Raw genomic sequence first — 16,992 nt, forward strand, 5'->3', positions numbered from 1 at the left:
TCCAGAAATCGCGTGGTCAGCGACGGACCGCACGTCGGCAGCGCGCGCGTGGAGAATCGCCCAACGCGCGGGCTTTCAACAGCGGTCTTGCGGCGTCGGGACGATGCGAAAGTAAAGGCTAAATCAATCACTTGAACAGGATCGACCGCCGCTTCCGCGGGCAGACCGGCAGCGATTGGGGCTTTACAATCCAGCCCTCATGGCGCATCTGAACAGGCCCGCGTTATTTCGCCGCACCTCCCGTCCTTCGCTTGAATCTTGGCATAATGAATACCAGGATGCGAGCAGCGCATGCATAAAAATGATCGGCGCATTCGGGAGGGTTTTTAATGACGGACATGGTGCAGTCGGCAGCGGCCCCCAGTGCCGCACGCGTAAGCGATGCGTATCGCTGGGCGCAGTTGGCGATCGGCGTGATGGCGATGGTGATGATCGCCAATTACCAATATGGCTGGACGTTCTTCGTCCCCGACATCCAGAAGACGTTCGGCTGGGATCGCGCGTCGATCCAGTGGGCCTTCACCCTTTTCGTGTTGTTCGAGACCTGGCTGGTACCGGTCGAAGGATGGTTCGTCGACAAATACGGCCCGCGCATCGTCGTGCTGGTCGGCGGCGTGCTCTGCGCCATCGGCTGGGCGATCAACGCGCAGGCGACCTCGCTCAACGGCTACTATCTCGGCATGATCATCGCAGGCATCGGCGCCGGCGGCGTCTATGGCACCTGCGTCGGCAATGCGCTGAAGTGGTTTCCGGACAAACGCGGTCTTGCCGCCGGCATCACCGCCGCGGGCTTCGGTGCAGGCTCTGCGCTGACCGTCGCGCCGATCCAGGCCATGATCAAGGACAGCGGCTTCCAGACCACCTTCCTCTATTTCGGCCTCGGACAAGGCATCATCATCTGCATCCTCGCCTTCTTCCTGCTCGCGCCGAAAGCGGGCCAGGTGCCGAACGTGGTGGCGAACGCCAATATCATCCAGACCCGGCGCAACTATCAGCCGACCGAAGTGCTGCGCCAGCCGATCTTCTGGTTGATGTACTTCATGTTCGTGATCGTCGGCGCCGGTGGACTGATGGTTACGGCGAACCTGAAGCCGATTGCGGTTGACTGGAAGGTCGACAGCGTGCCGGTGACGCTGATGGCCGTGACGATGACGGCGGTGACCTTCGCGGCCACGATCGATCGCGTGCTCAACGGCCTGACGCGTCCGTTCTTCGGCTGGATCTCCGACATGATCGGCCGAGAGAACACGATGTTCATCGCCTTCGGCATGGAAGGATTCGGCATCTGGATGCTCTACCTCTGGGGCCACGATCCGATCTGGTTCGTGCTGCTCTCGGGCTTCGTGTTCTTCGCCTGGGGTGAGATCTACTCGCTGTTCCCCTCGACCTGCACCGACACGTTCGGCGCCAAGTTCGCGACCACCAATGCCGGCCTGCTCTACACCGCGAAGGGCACCGCCGCGCTGCTGGTGCCGATCGCCAACTACATGCAGCAATCGTCGGGGACCTGGGACGCCGTGTTCATCATCGCGGCCGGCGCCAACATCCTGGCTTCGCTGCTGGCGATCGCGGTGCTCAAGCCCTGGCGCAAGGTCGTGGTCGCGAAATCGACCATCTGACCGCTCCACCGCAGTTCACGCGAGACCGACGCCCGGCCCTCACGGCCGGGCGTTTTCGTTTGGCAGGAGACCGCCGCGATTGGATGCGGCCACCCCGCCGCATTTTGTGAACGCCGAGCCAAGATAGGACTTGCAATCTGGAATATCGTATACCAATCTCCGAACGACGCCTGCGACGATAAGACACAACATTTGCGACATCAGGTCATCTTGGCAATCTGATGTACGACAGACGGGCGCGTTGGGAGGTTCTGATGATTTCCAGCCCGGATGGCGCCGTCACCGCCGCGCCGCTTCGCACCGGCTTCCGCTGGCTCCAGCTCGGCATGGGCATCGTCTGCATGGCGATGATCGCCAATCTGCAATATGGCTGGACGCTGTTCGTCGATCCGATCGACGCCGCCCATCATTGGGGACGCGCCGCGATCCAGCTCGCTTTCACCATCTTCGTGGTCACCGAGACCTGGCTGGTGCCAGTCGAGGCCTGGTTCGTCGACAAATACGGCCCGCGCATCGTCGTCATGTTCGGCGGCGCGATGATCGCGCTGTCCTGGATCCTCAACTCCTACGCCGATAGCCTCACCCTGCTCTACGCAGCCGCGATCATCGGCGGCCTCGGCGCGGGCGCGGTGTACGGCACCTGCGTCGGCAACGCGCTGAAATGGTTTCCCGACCGTCGCGGTCTCGCGGCAGGTGCAACCGCCGCCGGCTTCGGCGCGGGTGCCGCACTCACGATCGTGCCGATCGCGAGCATGATCGCCTCGAGCGGCTACCAGCACGCGTTCCTCACCTTCGGCATCGCCCAGGGCGTCGTCGTGTTCGTGCTCGCCTTCTTCATCCAGCCGCCGCAGATCTCGATTCCGCCGAAGAAGAAGCAGCTCAATCTGCCGCAGACCAAGATCGACTTCACGCCGCCGCAGGTGCTGCGTACCCCTGTTTTCTGGGTGATGTATCTCGTTTTCGTGATGGTTGCCTCGGGCGGCCTGATGACCGCGGCGCAGATCGCCCCGATCGCGCACGACTACAGGATCGCGAATAGTCCGGTAACGCTCGCCGGCTTCCAGATGGCGGCCTTGACGTTCGCGATCTCGCTCGACCGCATCTTCGACGGTTTCGGGCGTCCGTTCTTCGGCTGGGTCTCCGACACGATCGGCCGCGAGCCCACCATGTTCATCGCCTTCGGCACCGCTGCCTTGATGTTGCTGACGCTGTCGGCCTATGGCCACGTGCCGACCATCTTCGTGCTCGCAACCGCAGTTTATTTCGGCGTGTTCGGCGAGATCTACTCGCTGTTTCCCGCGACCTGCGGCGACACCTTCGGTGCGAAGTTCGCGACCACCAACAACGGCATGCTCTACACCGCCAAGGGCACGGCCTCGCTGCTCGTCCCGCTCGCAAGCGTGATCTCCACCGCCTATGGCTGGAAGGCCGTGTTCGTGGTCGCGGTGGCGCTGAACGCAACGGCGGCGCTGACGGCGCTGCTCGTGATCAAGCCGCTGCGCCGCTCCTTCATCCTCGGCAAGGAAGCCGAGAGCACCGGCGCCGCCACCGGCACTGCCAAAACCGAGACGGCGTAAGCATCACACAGATTGCATGCTTGAGAAGGGGCGCAGCGATGCGTCCCTTTTCTTTTTGGCCCACGACAAACGTCAGTATGACTGTCGCAAGATTTTTCGGATCAGCCAAATCCAGCGCTTGACGATTGGCATTATGTATACCACACTTCTCCCGTCACTCACCCAGGGAGGTTGCAATGCTGGTCGGAGACATTCTGCGCAAGAAGACGCCGCGCGTTGTCACGGTGCGTATGAACGAAACGGTGGGTATCGCGGCCAAGCTGATGCGCGCCAACAACATCAGTGCTCTGGTGGTGAAGGACGTGGTCCGCTCCGAGGGCAACACCGCGGTCGGCATGTTCACCGAGCGCGACGTGGTGCGCGCCGTCGCCGAGCACGGCACCAACGCCGTCAATGTCAAAGTCTCGCAACTGGTCTCGGTGCAGCAGCTCGTATCCTGCACCTCCTCGGATCCGATCGAGCACGTCCGCCATCTGATGAACCGTCATCACATCCGCCATCTGCCCGTGATCGACGATTACAGCCTCATCTCCGTCATCAGCATGCGCGACATCGCCGCGGCCGTCGACGAGGCCCTCAACGGCACGCCGCAAGCGGCAGCCTAAAAGAGCTCGCCTTACGTTCAGTCACGGAACAGCTGCGCGCCCTCTCCCGCTTGCGGGAGAGGGTTGGGGAGAGGGCTGTCTCCGCCAAGCGAGACTCCTCAAGAGGAGAGACCCTCACCCGCCGCGCTCGGGACGATGCTTCGCATCGCCCGGGGCGCCAAGGCCGAAGCTCGGCTTCGGCGTTCTCAAGAACGGCCGCCGAAGGCGGCCTTTGCTCTCCCGCAAGCGGGAGAGGTGCCGCGAACCTGTGTCACGACCGATCGAGCCATTTCCCCAATCTTGGTTCCGCGAGGATTTCATGAAGATCTGCATCTACGGCGCCGGCGCAATCGGCGGATATCTCGGGGTACAGCTCGCGCGTGCGGGCGCCGATGTCAGCCTGGTCGCACGCGGCCCGCACCTTGCCGCGATGCGCGAGCGCGGCCTGACGCTGCTCGCGGGCGAGGAGCAGCACACCGTACATCCGCGCTGCACCGACGATCCCGCCGAGCTTGGCGTGCAGGATTTCATCATCATTACGCTGAAGGCGCATTCGATCACCGGCGTGATCGAGAAGATGCGGCCGCTGCTCGGGCCTCACACCCGCATCGTCACGGCCGTCAACGGCATTCCCTATTGGTACTTCTACAAGCACGGCGGGCAATACGAGAACTCGACGCTGGAGAGCATCGACCCCGGCGGGCGGCAGTGGCGCGAAATCGGCGCCGAGCGCGCCATCGGCTGCATCGTCTATCCCGCCACCGAGATCGAGGCGCCCGGCGTGATCCGTCACGTCTACGGCAACAACTTTCCGCTCGGCGAGCCGTCCGGCGAGATCACTGATGACGTGCAGCGTCTCGCCGACCTGTTCGTCGCCGCCGGGCTGAAGGCGCCGGTGCTCGACCGCATCCGGGACGAAATCTGGCTCAAGCTGTGGGGTAACGTGTGCTTCAATCCGATCAGCGCGCTGACCCACGCCACGCTCGACGTGATCTGCACCGATCCGGCGACGCGCGCACTGTCCCGCGCGATCATGGTGGAGACGCAAGCCATCGCCGAGACGTTCGGGGTCAAGTTCCGCGTTGACGTCGAGCGCCGCATCGAGGGCGCCCGCAAGGTCGGCGCGCACAAGACCTCGATGCTCCAGGATCTCGAGCGCGGCCGCCCGATGGAGATCGATCCGCTCGTCACGGTGGTGCAGGAGATGGGCCGCCTTACCGGGATCGCCACGCCTGCGCTCGATTCAGTGCTGGCCATGGTGACCCAGCGCGCCCGCATCGCCGGCCTTTATGACGGCGTCTCGACGCCATCAGATCCGCGCGCACTGGCGGTGGCATGATGGCGAGCGAGATCAACAAGTGGCTCCGCTTCCGGAGCAATGGCGCGACCGGCTTCGGCACGCTGAGCCCATCAGGCATCAGCGTGCATGAAGGCGAGATGTTCGGCCGCAGCACCGCTACCGGCAAGATGCTGTCGCTGTCGGAGGTCGAGCTGCTCGCGCCCTGCGCGCCCAGCAAGATCGTCGCGCTCTGGAACAATTTCCACGCGCTGGCGGCAAAGCTCAACCAACCCGAGCCGCCGGAGCCGCTCTATCTGCTGAAGGCCACCACCAGCATCGCCGCCCCCGGTGCGGTGATCCGCCGCCCGTCCTCCTACGACGGCAAGACGACCTATGAGGGCGAGCTCGGCATCGTCATCGGCAAGGCCTGCGCGCGCGTGTCGCCGGCAGAAGCGGATAGCTTCATCTTCGGCTACACCTGCGTCAACGACATCACCGCCAACGACATCCTGACGCGCGACCCCACCTTCCCGCAATGGGCCCGCGCAAAGGGTATCGACGATTACGGCCCGTTCGGACCCGTCATCGCGACCGGCATCGATCCGGCCGGGCTCGTGGTCCGTACCATCCTCAATGGCGCGGAGCGGCAGAACTATCCGATCTCGGACATGATCTTCAGCGCTCAGGAGCTGGTCAGCAGGATCTCCCATGACATGACCCTGCTGCCCGGCGACCTCATCGCCGTCGGCACTTCCGTCGGCGTCGGCGTGATGAAGGAGCCGGTGAACACGGTCACCGTCTCGATCGACGGCATCGGCGAGCTGACCAACGAGTTTCGGCTGTAACCGCCCCGCAGCGCAACAAAATTGATCCCGCGCAAATCGGCCGTCGCGGCCACCGGTATCCTTTCCTCTGATGCAAGGGAGGACGCCATGACGAATGCCGGCAATGCGCTTTTGTGGACGGCCCTTTACTTCGCTCTCTCGTTCGTTGCGATCTTCGTGGTTTGGTTCGCCGACAAGATGCGCTCGAACATCTCCCGGAAACGATAGCCTGAGGCGCGTCTACATCTCCGAAGCATTCGGACACATCACATCTGCGCGCGCTCGACATATGCCGCCAACATGTCGCGTGCCTGCCGCAACTTGGACGCATTCGGCCGCCCTTTTGTGAGCCGTGTCTGGGGGCACGGCGGTGCCGTGTTTGGACCAAACCTTCAGGGGTATATGACTGTGAAGAAGATTGTATTTGCTCTCGGTGCTACGCTTGCTCTGGCGACGGCTGCGAACGCTGCGGATCTGCCGCGCCGGCAGCCCGTGCCGGCCTATCCGGCCGAACAGGCGCCGATTGGAAAGATGCCGATTGGAAAGAGCCCGGTTGGAAAAGCCCCGATCGGCAAGGCGCCCGGCCCGGTCGCAGCGCGCTACTGACGCGCAGCGGAATACGCGCAGATCTGCGTAGCAGCCGACAGTCGAGGGATATCGCGTGACGAACAAAGCTGATCGATCCGGATCCTGCATCCTCGCGGGCTTCGCTCTTGCGGCCATGCTCTCGTGCACGACGCCCTCGGCCTCGGCCCACCAGGCAAACAAGGGCGCTGCCGATGCGAACGCGCTTGCCACGGCCGACACCGCCTCGCGACCTCAGCCGCAATCGACGCGGCGCTCCGTCGCGCGCGCGGAGAAAGGCCCCTACTACGTCGACTTCCGCGCGCGTACCGCCGCGAGCTGGGGCCATGCCTTCGTCTGGTACGGCAAGACCAGCGAGCGCGCCGTGGAGGTCGCAGGGCTCACGCCGGCCGGCGACACGCTCGCTTACGTGCTCGGTCACATCACCTTTGTGCCGTCCGAGACCGGCGCGAGCTACGGCGATCTCGATCCGGAATATCTGACCGCGAGCTATCGCGTCTACCTGAACGAAGCGGACGCCAAGCGCGTGTTCGCCTACATCAAGAAATTGCAGGCGAACTCACCGGTGTGGAATGCCGAGACCATGAACTGCACCGGCTTCATCGGCGACATCGCCGAGTTCATGGGCCTCGAGGTCCCCAACCGCTGGCAACGCCCGGAAAACTTCGTCAACCACCTCAAGGAAATGAACGGCGGCCGTCAGATGGTGCGGCTGTCGGCGGAGTAGCCGAAGTCTCAGTTATCCGTGCCCCGGACGCAGCGCAGCGTCCCTTCGACGATCCGCTGCAGAGCCGGGGCCATCTTTCAAAGCATTCGCGAAATGTGGGTCCCGGCTCTGCGCCGCAACGCCATAAGCGCGTCCACGCGCGTCTTCGACGCGCTTTGGGCGTTGCAGCGCGTCCGGGACACGAGGCCATCCGAATTATCCGCCTCGCGGAATCTGCCCCGCCGCCCGCATGACGCCCCGCCCCTACTGCACACCCCCGCTCATAGACTTTTGCCACCCCGGGCGGCATCCTCCGGCCATCAACCGATAACAGCGCGCCATGCCGGCAGGGGGAAACACATCATGTTGCAGACACGGTTCACCAAACTCGTCGGCGTCGAGCACCCGATCGTCCAGGGCGGCATGCAGTGGGTTGGACGGGCCGAGCTGGTCGCCGCGGTCGCCAATGCCGGCGCGCTCGGCTTCATCACCGCGCTGACCCAGCCGACGCCGGAGGACCTGACCAGGGAGATCGCGCGCTGCCGCGACCTCACCGACAAGCCGTTCGGCGTCAACCTCACTATCCTGCCCGCGATCAAGCCGCCGCCCTATGCCGAGTACCGCGCCGCCATCATCGAGAGCGGCATCAAGGTGGTCGAGACCGCCGGCAACAAGCCCCAGGAGCATGTCGACGAGTTCAAAAAGCACGGCGTCAAGGTCGTGCACAAATGCACCAGCGTGCGCCACGCGCTCTCGGCCGAACGGATGGGCGTCGATGCCATCTCGATCGATGGATTCGAATGCGCCGGCCACCCCGGCGAGGACGACACCCCCGGCCTGATCCTGATCCCGGCCGCCGCCAACAAGATCAGGATCCCGATGATCGCCTCGGGCGGCTTTGCCGATGCCCGCGGCCTCGTCGCGGCGCTGGCCCTGGGTGCCGACGGCATCAACATGGGCACGCGCTTCATGGCCACCAAGGAAAGCCCGATCCACCAGCTCATCAAGGAGAAGATCGTCGCCAATGACGAGCGCGAGACCGAGCTGATCTTCCGCACCATGCGCAACACCTCGCGTGTGGCGAAGAACGCGATCTCGAGCAAGGTCGTCGCCATGGAGAAGGAGGGCGCGAAGTTCGAGGACATCCGCGAGCTCGTCGCCGGCGCCCGCGGCAAGATGGTCTATGCCACCGGCGATTCCGACGAAGGCATCTGGTCGGCCGGCCAGGTGCAGGGCCTGATCCAGGACATCCCGAGTTGCGCCGAACTGGTCTCCCGCATCGTGCGCGAGGCGGAAGCGATCATCCGCGGCAGGCTGGAGGAAATGATCGTTCATCCGCAACGTGAAGCCGCGGAATAATCACCGCAAGAAGCGAGAGCAATTCATGAAGGCTTACGTCTACGGCCCTGGCGGCGCTACGATTTCCGATGTCACTCAACCACAGCCCAAGGGCTCGCAGGTGCTGGTCCGCGTTCGCGCCTGCGCCCTGAACCGGGCCGACACCGGCATGCGCAAGGGGCACGCCCATGGGGCGGCCGGCGGCGTCGGCACCGTGCTCGGCATGGAATGGGCCGGCGAGGTCGCCGAGCTTGGGCCGAATGCCAAGGGCGTCAAGGTCGGCGACCGCATCATGGGCTCGGGCGGCGCGGCCTTTGCCGAATATACGCTGGCCGATCACGGCCGGCTATTCCACGCCCCCTCGAACATGAATTTCGAAGAGGCGGCCACCCTGCCCGTCGCGCTCACGACCATGCACAACGCCGTCGTCACCGTCGGCGGTGTGCAGCCAGGCCAGAGCGTGCTGATCCAGGGCGCGAGCTCCGGGGTCGGCCTGATGGCGATGCAGATCGCCAGGCTCAAGGGCGCAAAGCTCGTGATCGGCTCGTCGACCGATGCCTCTCGCCGCGGCCGGGACGGCGCCGATCTCGCCATCGACAGCTCCGATCCCCAATGGGTCGACGAGGTGCTGAAGGCGACGAACGGGGAAGGCGTCGATCTCATCGTCGACCAGGTCTCGGGCAAGGTCGCGAGCCAGAACCTCGCCGCGACGAAGATCAAGGGCCGCATCGTCAATGTCGGCCGGCTCGGCGGCACCCACGCCGACTTCAATTTCGACCTGCATGCGGCCCGCCGCATCGACTATGTCGGCGTCACCTTCCGCACCCGCACCATCGAGGAGGTCCGGGAGATCTTCGAGGAGGTTCGCAAGGACGTCTGGGGCGCGGTGGAATCGCGCAAGCTGCAGCTGCCGATCGACAAGGCGTTCGCGTTCGACGATATCGATCAGGCGTTCGAGCACATGGAGGCGAACAGGCATCTGGGGAAGATCGTGGTGACGCTGTGAGGGTTGTGGCAGTGAGACAAGAGCGGAGCGACGCTCTCTCCTCTCGTCATGGCCGGGCTTGACCCGGCCATCCACGTCTTTACCCCTTACGCAGAAGAACGTGGATGCCCGGGCCAAGCCCGGGCATGACGGCGTCGGGGGATACGCTCCTGCAAGTCACTCGCGACTACGGCTGTGGATCGTCGCTTGATGTTCACCCACGCCCTGCTAAATCCCCGCCATGGCCTCTCAGCACAACAAGACCTCGGTCGCCGCGATCTCGATCTTCGCCAGTGGCGGCATGGCGGTGGCCAAGTTCGCGGTCGGGATCGCGATCGGCTCGCTGGCGCTGATCTCCGAGGCCCTGCATTCCTCGATCGACCTGGTCGCGACCATCATCACCTGGGCGGTGGTGCGGGTGTCCGACAAGCCCGCGGACGACGAGCACCATTACGGCCACGGCAAGCTGGAAAGCGTCTCCGCGCTCGGCGTCACCGCCCTGCTCTACGTGCTTGCCGGCGGCATCCTGGTCGAGGCCTATAGCCGGCTGAGCGAGGGAACCCCACCGCCGACCATTTCGGCCGTGCCGTTCGTCGTGCTGGTGCTCGACATTGCCGTCAATCTCTGGCGCGCCCGCGCCCTGCAGCGCGCGGCGCGGGAGACCAGGAGCCAGGCGCTGGCGGCGGATGCGCTGCATTTCGCCTCCGACGTGATGGGCTCGTTCGCCGTGATCGTGGGCCTGATCCTCGCCGGCCTCGGCTTCTGGTGGGGCGACGCGGCGGCGGCCGCAGCGGTTGCCGTGATGATCGCCCTGCTCGGGCTGCGCATGGCCGGCTCCACCGTGCAGACGCTGGTCGACCGCGCCCCGGAAGGCGCGCAGGAGAAGGCCACCGCCGCGATCCGCGGCGTACCGGGCGTGATCGACGTCGACCGGCTGCGCGTGCGCATGGTCGGAGCGACCACATTCATCGATACCATCGCGAAGGTGCCGCGGACCTATCCGATCGACCGGGTCGAGGACATCAAGCGCAACGCGCAGGCTGCCGTCGCCAAGGCTTTCGGCGATGCCGACCTTACCTTCGCCGCCGTGCCCGTCGCGCGCGACAACGAGACCGTGCGCGACCGCATCATGGTGATCGCGCGCAATTCCGCCCTCGCCGTCCACCACGTCACGGTGCACGATCTCGGCGCCAAGCTGATCGTCGGCATCGACCTCGAGGTCGATGCCGACATGCAGCTCGAGGCCGCCCATGACGTCGCCAACACGCTGGAGCGCAACATCCAGGAGGAGTTCGGCGAGGACGTCGAGGTCGACGTTCACATCGAGCCATTGGAACCGGAACTGCCGTTCGGCGTCGATGCCGCACCGGAACGGGTGCAGACCATCGCCGCCGCGCTGGCCGAATTCGCCGGCGAAGGCGAGATCCACGACATCCATAATGTGCGTGTCCGCAACACCGACGCCGGCGAGATCGTCAATTTCCACTGCCGCGCGGCACCGTCGATGAGCGTGATCAAGGTGCACGAGCATGTCGACGCGATCGAGCGCGCGTTGCGGCGTGCGTTCCCGAGCGTGAAGCGCGTGATCAGTCACGCCGAACCGCCGCGTGCGTGACGCAGAACGCAGCGGGAGTCACACGTTCTCGTTTCGGACTCCTCGCGCACGCGAGTTTGCCGCCACCCGATGCACAAACTGCATGTTGGATAAGAATAATTTCGCGTTAACGATTCGTTGACTCTCGACAGCCCGCGAAAACTGGATTCAAATCAGTGTGATTCGGAAGCGACGTGGGGCTGCTTCCGAGCTTCAGTTGCAAGCAGGTTTTCAGGGGGCCGAAGGCATGTCGCGTGCAGACGCCGCGAACGCATGCGTCCAATCCGATTCGATCAAGGGATTGGCGCAATCGATCGCGAAACCTGCCTATCATCGGCTCCTGATCGCGGAGCCGGCGCTGCGCCGCGCCGTGCCGACACTCATCATCGCATTCCTGATCACGATCTGCCTCGGCGCGTTCGTGCAGGTGGTCGACCAGACGCGCCAGAAGCGGCTGGTGATCAGCCACGACATTTCGGCCCTCGCCGACCTGCTCGCCGAGCGCATCGACCGCCTCACCACGGTGCGGCAGGAACGGCTGAAGAACATCGAGAGCCTGCAGGCGCTGTTGCCGGATCTGATCCCGTCCTGGGGCACGGCCTCGGGCCGCCATGTCATCGTCACCTCGGCCGGCGTCGACCGCCGTATCCTCGCCCGCATCCCTGCAGACAACGACTCCGTCGGCAACGACCGCCTGCTCGACGCGATCACGGCCGCGCAATTGATGACGGCGCCGCCACGCGACGGCAACGTCTCCGACTTGACGCTGCCGAGCGGCAACGCAGCGATGGCGACCTCGCGGCAGATCAAGTCGCTGCCGGGCTTCGTCACCGTGATCCAGGAGCGCAACGAGCCGATCTGGGGCTCGGACGCCGCGCTTTCGGTCACGCTGTCGGCGACCACCGGCTTCGTCGTCCTGATCCTCGGCTTCGCCTTCCACTGGCAGTCGACCCGCGCCCGCGAGGGCGACATCATCAACGACGCCGTGCGCGGCCGCATCGACACCGCGCTCAACCGCGGCCGCTGCGGGCTGTGGGACTGGGATCTGTCGCGCGGCCGGATCTTCTGGTCGCAGTCGATGTTCTCGATGCTCGGCCTCGACGGCCGCCACGAGCTCCTCACCTTCGGCGAGGTCAACGCGCTGGTGAAGTCCGACGACATCGACCTGTTCGCGATCGCCGACCAGCTCATCTCCGGCGAGATCGACCACATCGACCAGACCTTCCGCATGCAGCATGTCGACGGCCACTGGATCTGGCTCCGCGTGCGCTGCGAGAAGACGCGCGGGGCAACCGATGACAGCGTGCACCTGATCGGGATCGCCGTCGACATCACCGAACAGAAGAGCCTCGCGGAAAGGACCGTGGAAGCCGACCTCCGCCTGCGCGACGCGATCGAGACCATTCCGGAGGCCTTCGTGCTGTGGGATGCGAGCGATCGCCTCGTGCTCTGCAACTCGCACTTCCAGCGCCTGCACAGGCTGCCCGATACGGCCGTCATTCCCGGCACCTCCTACGAGACCGTGCTCGAGGTCGGCCGCATGCCGGAGGTGCGCACCCGCCACAACGAGACCGCCGCCCAAGGCCCGGGGGCGCGCACCTTCGAGGCGCAGCTCGACGACGGCAGCTGGCTGCACATCAGCGAACGCCGCACCAAGGACGGCGGCTACGTCTCGGTCGGCACCGACATCACCCGCATCAAGGAGCACGAGCAGAAGCTGGTCGACAACGACCTGCGCCTGCGTGCCACCGTCATCGACCTGAAGCGCTCGCAGGCCGCGCTGGAGCGCCAGGCGATCGAGCTCGCCGACCTCGCCGAGAAGTACCAGCGCGAGAAGACCCGCGCCGAGGAAGCCAACCAGACCAAGTCGAAATTCCTGGCCAATATGAGCCACGAGCTGCGGACGCCGCTCAATGCCATCATCGGCTTCTCCGAGATCATGGGCTCGGGCATGTTCGGCGAGCTCGGAAGCGAGAGATACCAGGAATACTGCCAGGACATCCTGACCAGCGGCCACTATCTGCTCGAGGTCATCAACGACATCCTCGACATGTCCAAGATCGAAGCCGGTCGCATGAAGCTCGACATGGAAGAGCTCGACCTGTCGCGGACGCTGGCAGAATCCCTGCGGGTCGTCACCGGCCGCGCGCAGGACAAGCGCCTGATGCTCGACGCCGACATCGCCAAACCCATCTCCGTCGTCGCCGACCGCCGCGCGACCAAGCAGATCATCGTCAACCTGCTCTCCAACGCCGTGAAGTTCACGCCCGAGGGCGGGCGCATCGTGGTGCGCAGCCGGCAGCTCGAGGACAGGATCGTGCTGATGATCGCCGATACCGGCATCGGGATCGCGCCACATTCGCTGGCGCGGCTCGGCCGCCCGTTCGAGCAGGTCGAGAGCCAGCTCACCAAGACCTATCACGGCTCGGGCCTTGGCCTCGCGATCGCCCGCTCGCTGGCGCAGCTCCACGGCGGCTCGATGCGGCTGCGTTCGAAGATCGATGTCGGTACCGTCGTCCGCGTGACCCTGCCGCGCGACGCGATCAAGGCGGCGTCCGGGATATCGGCCGCGGCTTAGCGCACGGCGGGACGTTCGCCTGAGGCCATCCTTCGAGACGCCCGCCTGCGGCGGGCCCTCAGGACGAGGTCTGCGTGTGCGGCAGCAGCTTCAGCGAACACCGATACAACGGAGCCCCATCCTGAGGAGCCCGCGAAGCGGGCGTCTCGAAGGACGAGGCGCTTGCTCGATCTACAACTGCAGCGTCGGCGCCACTTCCCGCGCCACATTGACCAGCGCAGCGATCAGCGGCGTCATCGGGTCGCGCTGCGGGATCACCATGCCGATGCTGTAATTGACCTCGGGGTCGACGATCGGGATCGAGCGCACCGTATCGGACAGGCCGAGCGTCTCGGCGAGCTTGGCCGGCATCACGCTCGCCCAACGCCCCGTCTTCACATGCGTGAACAGCACCAGCAGCGAGTTCGAGGTCAGCGTCGGCGTCGCCTCCGCGCCGACCGAGCGCAATGCGCGGTCGATGATGCGGCGGTTCTGCATGTCGGGCGTCAGCAGGCACAGCGGCACCTGGCCGACCTCCTTCCAGGTCACCGTCTCGCGGTCGCCGAACATCGCATCCGGCGCGGTCAGCAGGCGATAGCTCTCGTTGTAGAGCGGAATGGTGCGCACCTTGCCGATCGGCTCGTTCTCGATGTAGGTGAGCCCCGCATCGACCTCGAGATTTTCGAGCAGCCCCAGCACCTCGGACGAGGTGGTGGACTGGATGCGGAAGCGCACCTCGGGATGCTTGGCGCGAAACGGCGTCGTCAGCGAGGCGACCATGCCGAGCACGGTCGGGATCGCGGCGATGCGGATCTCGCCGGAGAGCTGATGCTTCAGCCCGTTGATCTCGTCGCGCATCGCGCGGGCATCACCCACGATCCGCCGCGCCCAGTCGAGCGCTCGCTCGCCTTCCGGGGTAAATCCCTGGAAGCGAGACCCGCGCTGGACCAGCATCACGCCGAGAATCTCCTCGAGCTGCTTCAGCCCGGTCGACATCGTCGGTTGCGTCACGCCACAGGCTTCCGCCGCGCGTCCGAAATGCCGCTCCTTCGCCAGCGCCAGCAGCAGTTCAAGCTTGTCGATCAACCGGTTATCCCTTCGAATTCTGTGGTGGCATGCAAGCTAGCACGCCCACCCCTCCGCAACACGCAAAAACCGCCTGCGGGAACGGTCTTCATTGCGATTTGAAATCGAGTGATCGCACTTGCCAATCGATCGGAATTCGCAATCGCAGCACGGGACAGCTTTATTGATCTTCGAATGATTCCAAATAGTTTGGCAGCAGGAAACGCTCTGGTTGAGAATGAAGAATGACAGCGGTTTATGATTGGGACGAGACGCGCGGCGCCGAGATCATCGCCGAACATGCCGGGCAGGAAGGCGCGACGCTCGTCATCCTGCACGCGCTTCAGGAGGCGTTCGGCCATGTGCCGCAGGCGGCAATTCCCATGGTGGCGAAGGCACTCAATCTGTCGCGCGCCGAAGTCCATGGCGTCTTCACGTTCTACCATGATTTCCGCCACAAGCCGGCCGGCCGCCATGTGCTGAAGCTGTGTCGTGCGGAAGCCTGTCAGGCTGCGGGCGGCGATGCGCTGGCTGCGCGCGCCGAGGCAAGGCTCGGCGTCTCGCTCGGCAACACCACGGCTGACGATCGCGTCACGCTGGAGCCGATCTACTGCCTTGGCCTGTGCGCGACTGCGCCGTCCGCGATGCTCGATGGCCGCCTCATCGGCCGGCTCGATCAGAAGCGCCTCGATGCGCTGATTGCGGAGGCGCGGCGATGAGCATCCGCCTCTACGTCTCGCGCGATGCCGGTGCGGTTTCCGTCGGCGCCGACGAGGTTGCCCTTGCGCTGGAGCAGGCCGCCGCCAAGCTCGGCGTTGCAGTGGAGATCGTCAGGACCGGCTCGCGCGGCCTCTACTGGCTGGAGCCGCTGGTCGAGGTGGCGACGCCCCAGGGCCGGATCGCCTTCGGTCCCGTTACCGAGACCGACGTGCCCTCCCTGCTCGATGCGCTCGCCAACAATACGCCGCATCTGCTGCGGCTGGGCGCGACCGACGAGATCCCCTGGCTGAAGCGCCAGACCCGCCTCACCTTCGCCCGCTGCGGCGTGATCGACCCGCGCTCGCTCGACGATTACCGCGCCCATGGCGGCTACAAGGGCCTGGAGCGCGCTCTCTCGCTTGGCTCGGATGCAATCCTCAGCGAGGTCACCGCGTCGGGCTTGCGCGGCCGCGGCGGCGCAGGCTTCCCGACCGGGATCAAGTGGAAGACGGTTGCGCAGGCGAAGGCCGAGCGCAAGTTCATCGTCTGCAACGCCGACGAGGGCGACAGCGGCACTTTCGCCGACCGCATGATCATGGAAGGCGATCCCTTCCTGGTGATCGAGGGCATGACCATCGCCGGCCTCACCGTCGGCGCGACCAAGGGCTACATCTACATCCGCAGTGAATATCCGCACGCGGTCGAGGCAATGAATGCCGCGATCCAGGCTGCAAAGCGCGGCGGTTATCTCGGCGACAAGATCGGCGGCTCGGCTTACAGCTTCGATCTCGAAGTGCGCGTCGGCGCCGGCGCTTACGTCTGCGGCGAGGAGACCTCGCTGCTGGAAAGCCTCGAGGGCCGCCGCGGCATCGTGCGCGCCAAGCCGCCGCTGCCGGCCCATCACGGCCTGTTCGGCAAGCCGACCGTCATCAACAACGTGCTGTCGTTCGCGGCCATCCCCTTCATTCTCGCCGAAGGCGCCAAGGCGTATGCCGATTTCGGCATGGGCCGCTCCCGCGGCACGATGCCGATCCAGCTCGCCGGCAACATCCGCTACGGCGGACTGTTCGAGACGGCCTTCGGCGTAACGCTCGGAGAGCTCGTCGACGACATCGGCGGCGGCACGTTCACGGGACGTCCGGTCCGCGCCGTTCAGGTCGGCGGTCCCTTGGGGGCCTACTTCCCCCGCGCGCTGTTCGACACGCCGTTCGATTACGAGGCCTTCGCCGCGCGCGACGGCCTGATCGGCCATGGCGGCATCGTCGTGTTCGACGACAGCGTCGATATGCGTAGGCAGGCGCGCTTCGCCATGGAGTTCTGCGCCATCGAATCCTGCGGCAAGTGCACGCCGTGCCGGATCGGCTCGACCCGCGGGGTCGAGACCATCGAGAAGATCATCAAGGGCGAGCGTGTGAGCGAGAATCTCGCGCTCGTCGAGGACCTCTGCAACACCATGAAATTCGGCTCGCTCTGCGCGCTCGGCGGCTTCACGCCCTACCCCGTGCTCAGCGCATTGGAGCACTTCCGGGAGGATTTCGCACCCGTCCCGACGACGCTTCAGGCCGCGGAATAGGAGAACG

Annotated in this window: 14 protein-coding genes; 13 read left to right on the plus strand and 1 reads right to left on the minus strand. The window is 65.2% G+C overall.

All coding sequences use genetic code 11. The features are described 5' to 3' along the window. Positions 1-329 precede the first annotated feature (329 nt). From oxlT (H1B27_RS04840) to H1B27_RS04885, 11 genes are all read left to right on the plus strand, one after another. Positions 330-1,619, plus strand: coding sequence for an oxalate/formate MFS antiporter (gene oxlT / locus H1B27_RS04840; protein ID WP_061883315.1), 1,290 nt, complete (start codon positions 330-332; stop codon positions 1,617-1,619). A gap of 254 nt (positions 1,620-1,873) precedes the next feature. Next, positions 1,874-3,196: an oxalate/formate MFS antiporter gene (gene oxlT, locus H1B27_RS04845; RefSeq protein ID WP_197965190.1), complete on the plus strand. Its 1,323-nt coding sequence runs from the start codon at positions 1,874-1,876 to the stop codon at positions 3,194-3,196. Between the two features lie 176 nt (positions 3,197-3,372). Further along, positions 3,373-3,801, plus strand: a complete 429-nt coding sequence (locus H1B27_RS04850; protein WP_061883316.1) for a CBS domain-containing protein — start codon at positions 3,373-3,375, stop codon at positions 3,799-3,801. A gap of 298 nt (positions 3,802-4,099) precedes the next feature. Then, positions 4,100-5,119 (plus strand): 2-dehydropantoate 2-reductase, encoded by a 1,020-nt coding sequence (locus H1B27_RS04855; RefSeq protein ID WP_197965191.1) that lies wholly within the window; start codon positions 4,100-4,102, stop codon positions 5,117-5,119. After that, positions 5,116-5,904: a fumarylacetoacetate hydrolase family protein gene (locus tag H1B27_RS04860; protein ID WP_197965192.1), complete on the plus strand. Its 789-nt coding sequence runs from the start codon at positions 5,116-5,118 to the stop codon at positions 5,902-5,904. Before H1B27_RS04855 ends, H1B27_RS04860 begins: the two co-directional genes overlap by 4 nt. A 381-nt stretch (positions 5,905-6,285) precedes the next feature. Continuing rightward, complete coding sequence (locus H1B27_RS39795) at positions 6,286-6,489, plus strand: hypothetical protein (protein WP_035718272.1); 204 nt, start codon at positions 6,286-6,288, stop codon at positions 6,487-6,489. 55 nt (positions 6,490-6,544) lie between these two features. Then, entirely contained in the window at positions 6,545-7,195 is a 651-nt protein-coding gene (locus tag H1B27_RS04865) for a hypothetical protein (RefSeq protein WP_197965193.1), read from the plus strand. A gap of 342 nt (positions 7,196-7,537) precedes the next feature. Then, positions 7,538-8,533: an NAD(P)H-dependent flavin oxidoreductase gene (locus H1B27_RS04870; protein WP_197965194.1), complete on the plus strand. Its 996-nt coding sequence runs from the start codon at positions 7,538-7,540 to the stop codon at positions 8,531-8,533. A gap of 25 nt (positions 8,534-8,558) precedes the next feature. Next, complete coding sequence (locus H1B27_RS04875; RefSeq protein WP_197965195.1) at positions 8,559-9,518, plus strand: zinc-binding dehydrogenase; 960 nt, start codon at positions 8,559-8,561, stop codon at positions 9,516-9,518. Positions 9,519-9,738: 220 nt separating this feature from the next. After that, the gene (locus H1B27_RS04880; protein ID WP_197965196.1) at positions 9,739-11,112 is read left to right on the plus strand and encodes a cation-efflux pump; all 1,374 of its coding nucleotides are present in this window, start codon (positions 9,739-9,741) and stop codon (positions 11,110-11,112) included. 226 nt (positions 11,113-11,338) lie between these two features. Next, positions 11,339-13,669 carry a PAS domain-containing sensor histidine kinase gene (locus tag H1B27_RS04885; RefSeq protein WP_197965197.1) on the plus strand — a complete coding sequence of 777 codons (2,331 nt, stop codon included), beginning with the start codon at positions 11,339-11,341 and terminating at the stop codon, positions 13,667-13,669. 171 nt (positions 13,670-13,840) lie between these two features. On the opposite strand, the gene H1B27_RS04890 is transcribed toward H1B27_RS04885, so the two are convergent. Next, on the minus strand, positions 13,841-14,734 hold the full coding sequence (locus H1B27_RS04890; protein ID WP_028181570.1) for a LysR family transcriptional regulator: 894 nt from the start codon (positions 14,732-14,734) through the stop codon (positions 13,841-13,843). Between the two features lie 224 nt (positions 14,735-14,958). Between H1B27_RS04890 and H1B27_RS04895 the strand changes: the two genes are divergently transcribed. Then, complete coding sequence (locus H1B27_RS04895; RefSeq protein ID WP_197965198.1) at positions 14,959-15,432, plus strand: formate dehydrogenase subunit gamma; 474 nt, start codon at positions 14,959-14,961, stop codon at positions 15,430-15,432. Next, positions 15,429-16,985: a formate dehydrogenase beta subunit gene (locus H1B27_RS04900; RefSeq protein WP_197965199.1), complete on the plus strand. Its 1,557-nt coding sequence runs from the start codon at positions 15,429-15,431 to the stop codon at positions 16,983-16,985. Before H1B27_RS04895 ends, H1B27_RS04900 begins: the two co-directional genes overlap by 4 nt. Positions 16,986-16,992 lie beyond the last annotated feature (7 nt).

Source organism: Bradyrhizobium diversitatis, assembly GCF_016031635.1.
Lineage (GTDB): Bacteria > Pseudomonadota > Alphaproteobacteria > Rhizobiales > Xanthobacteraceae > Bradyrhizobium > Bradyrhizobium diversitatis.

Coding starts and splice junctions, on each gene's coding strand:
- oxlT (WP_061883315.1), top strand. CDS start 330: ATGACGGACATGGTGCAGTCGGCAGCGGCCCCCAGTGCCGCACGCGTA.
- H1B27_RS04880 (WP_197965196.1), top strand. CDS start 9,739: ATGGCCTCTCAGCACAACAAGACCTCGGTCGCCGCGATCTCGATCTTC.
- H1B27_RS04855 (WP_197965191.1), top strand. CDS start 4,100: ATGAAGATCTGCATCTACGGCGCCGGCGCAATCGGCGGATATCTCGGG.
- H1B27_RS04895 (WP_197965198.1), top strand. CDS start 14,959: ATGACAGCGGTTTATGATTGGGACGAGACGCGCGGCGCCGAGATCATC.
- H1B27_RS04870 (WP_197965194.1), top strand. CDS start 7,538: ATGTTGCAGACACGGTTCACCAAACTCGTCGGCGTCGAGCACCCGATC.
- H1B27_RS04850 (WP_061883316.1), top strand. CDS start 3,373: ATGCTGGTCGGAGACATTCTGCGCAAGAAGACGCCGCGCGTTGTCACG.
- oxlT (WP_197965190.1), top strand. CDS start 1,874: ATGATTTCCAGCCCGGATGGCGCCGTCACCGCCGCGCCGCTTCGCACC.
- H1B27_RS04900 (WP_197965199.1), top strand. CDS start 15,429: ATGAGCATCCGCCTCTACGTCTCGCGCGATGCCGGTGCGGTTTCCGTC.
- H1B27_RS39795 (WP_035718272.1), top strand. CDS start 6,286: ATGACTGTGAAGAAGATTGTATTTGCTCTCGGTGCTACGCTTGCTCTG.
- H1B27_RS04885 (WP_197965197.1), top strand. CDS start 11,339: ATGTCGCGTGCAGACGCCGCGAACGCATGCGTCCAATCCGATTCGATC.
- H1B27_RS04860 (WP_197965192.1), top strand. CDS start 5,116: ATGATGGCGAGCGAGATCAACAAGTGGCTCCGCTTCCGGAGCAATGGC.
- H1B27_RS04875 (WP_197965195.1), top strand. CDS start 8,559: ATGAAGGCTTACGTCTACGGCCCTGGCGGCGCTACGATTTCCGATGTC.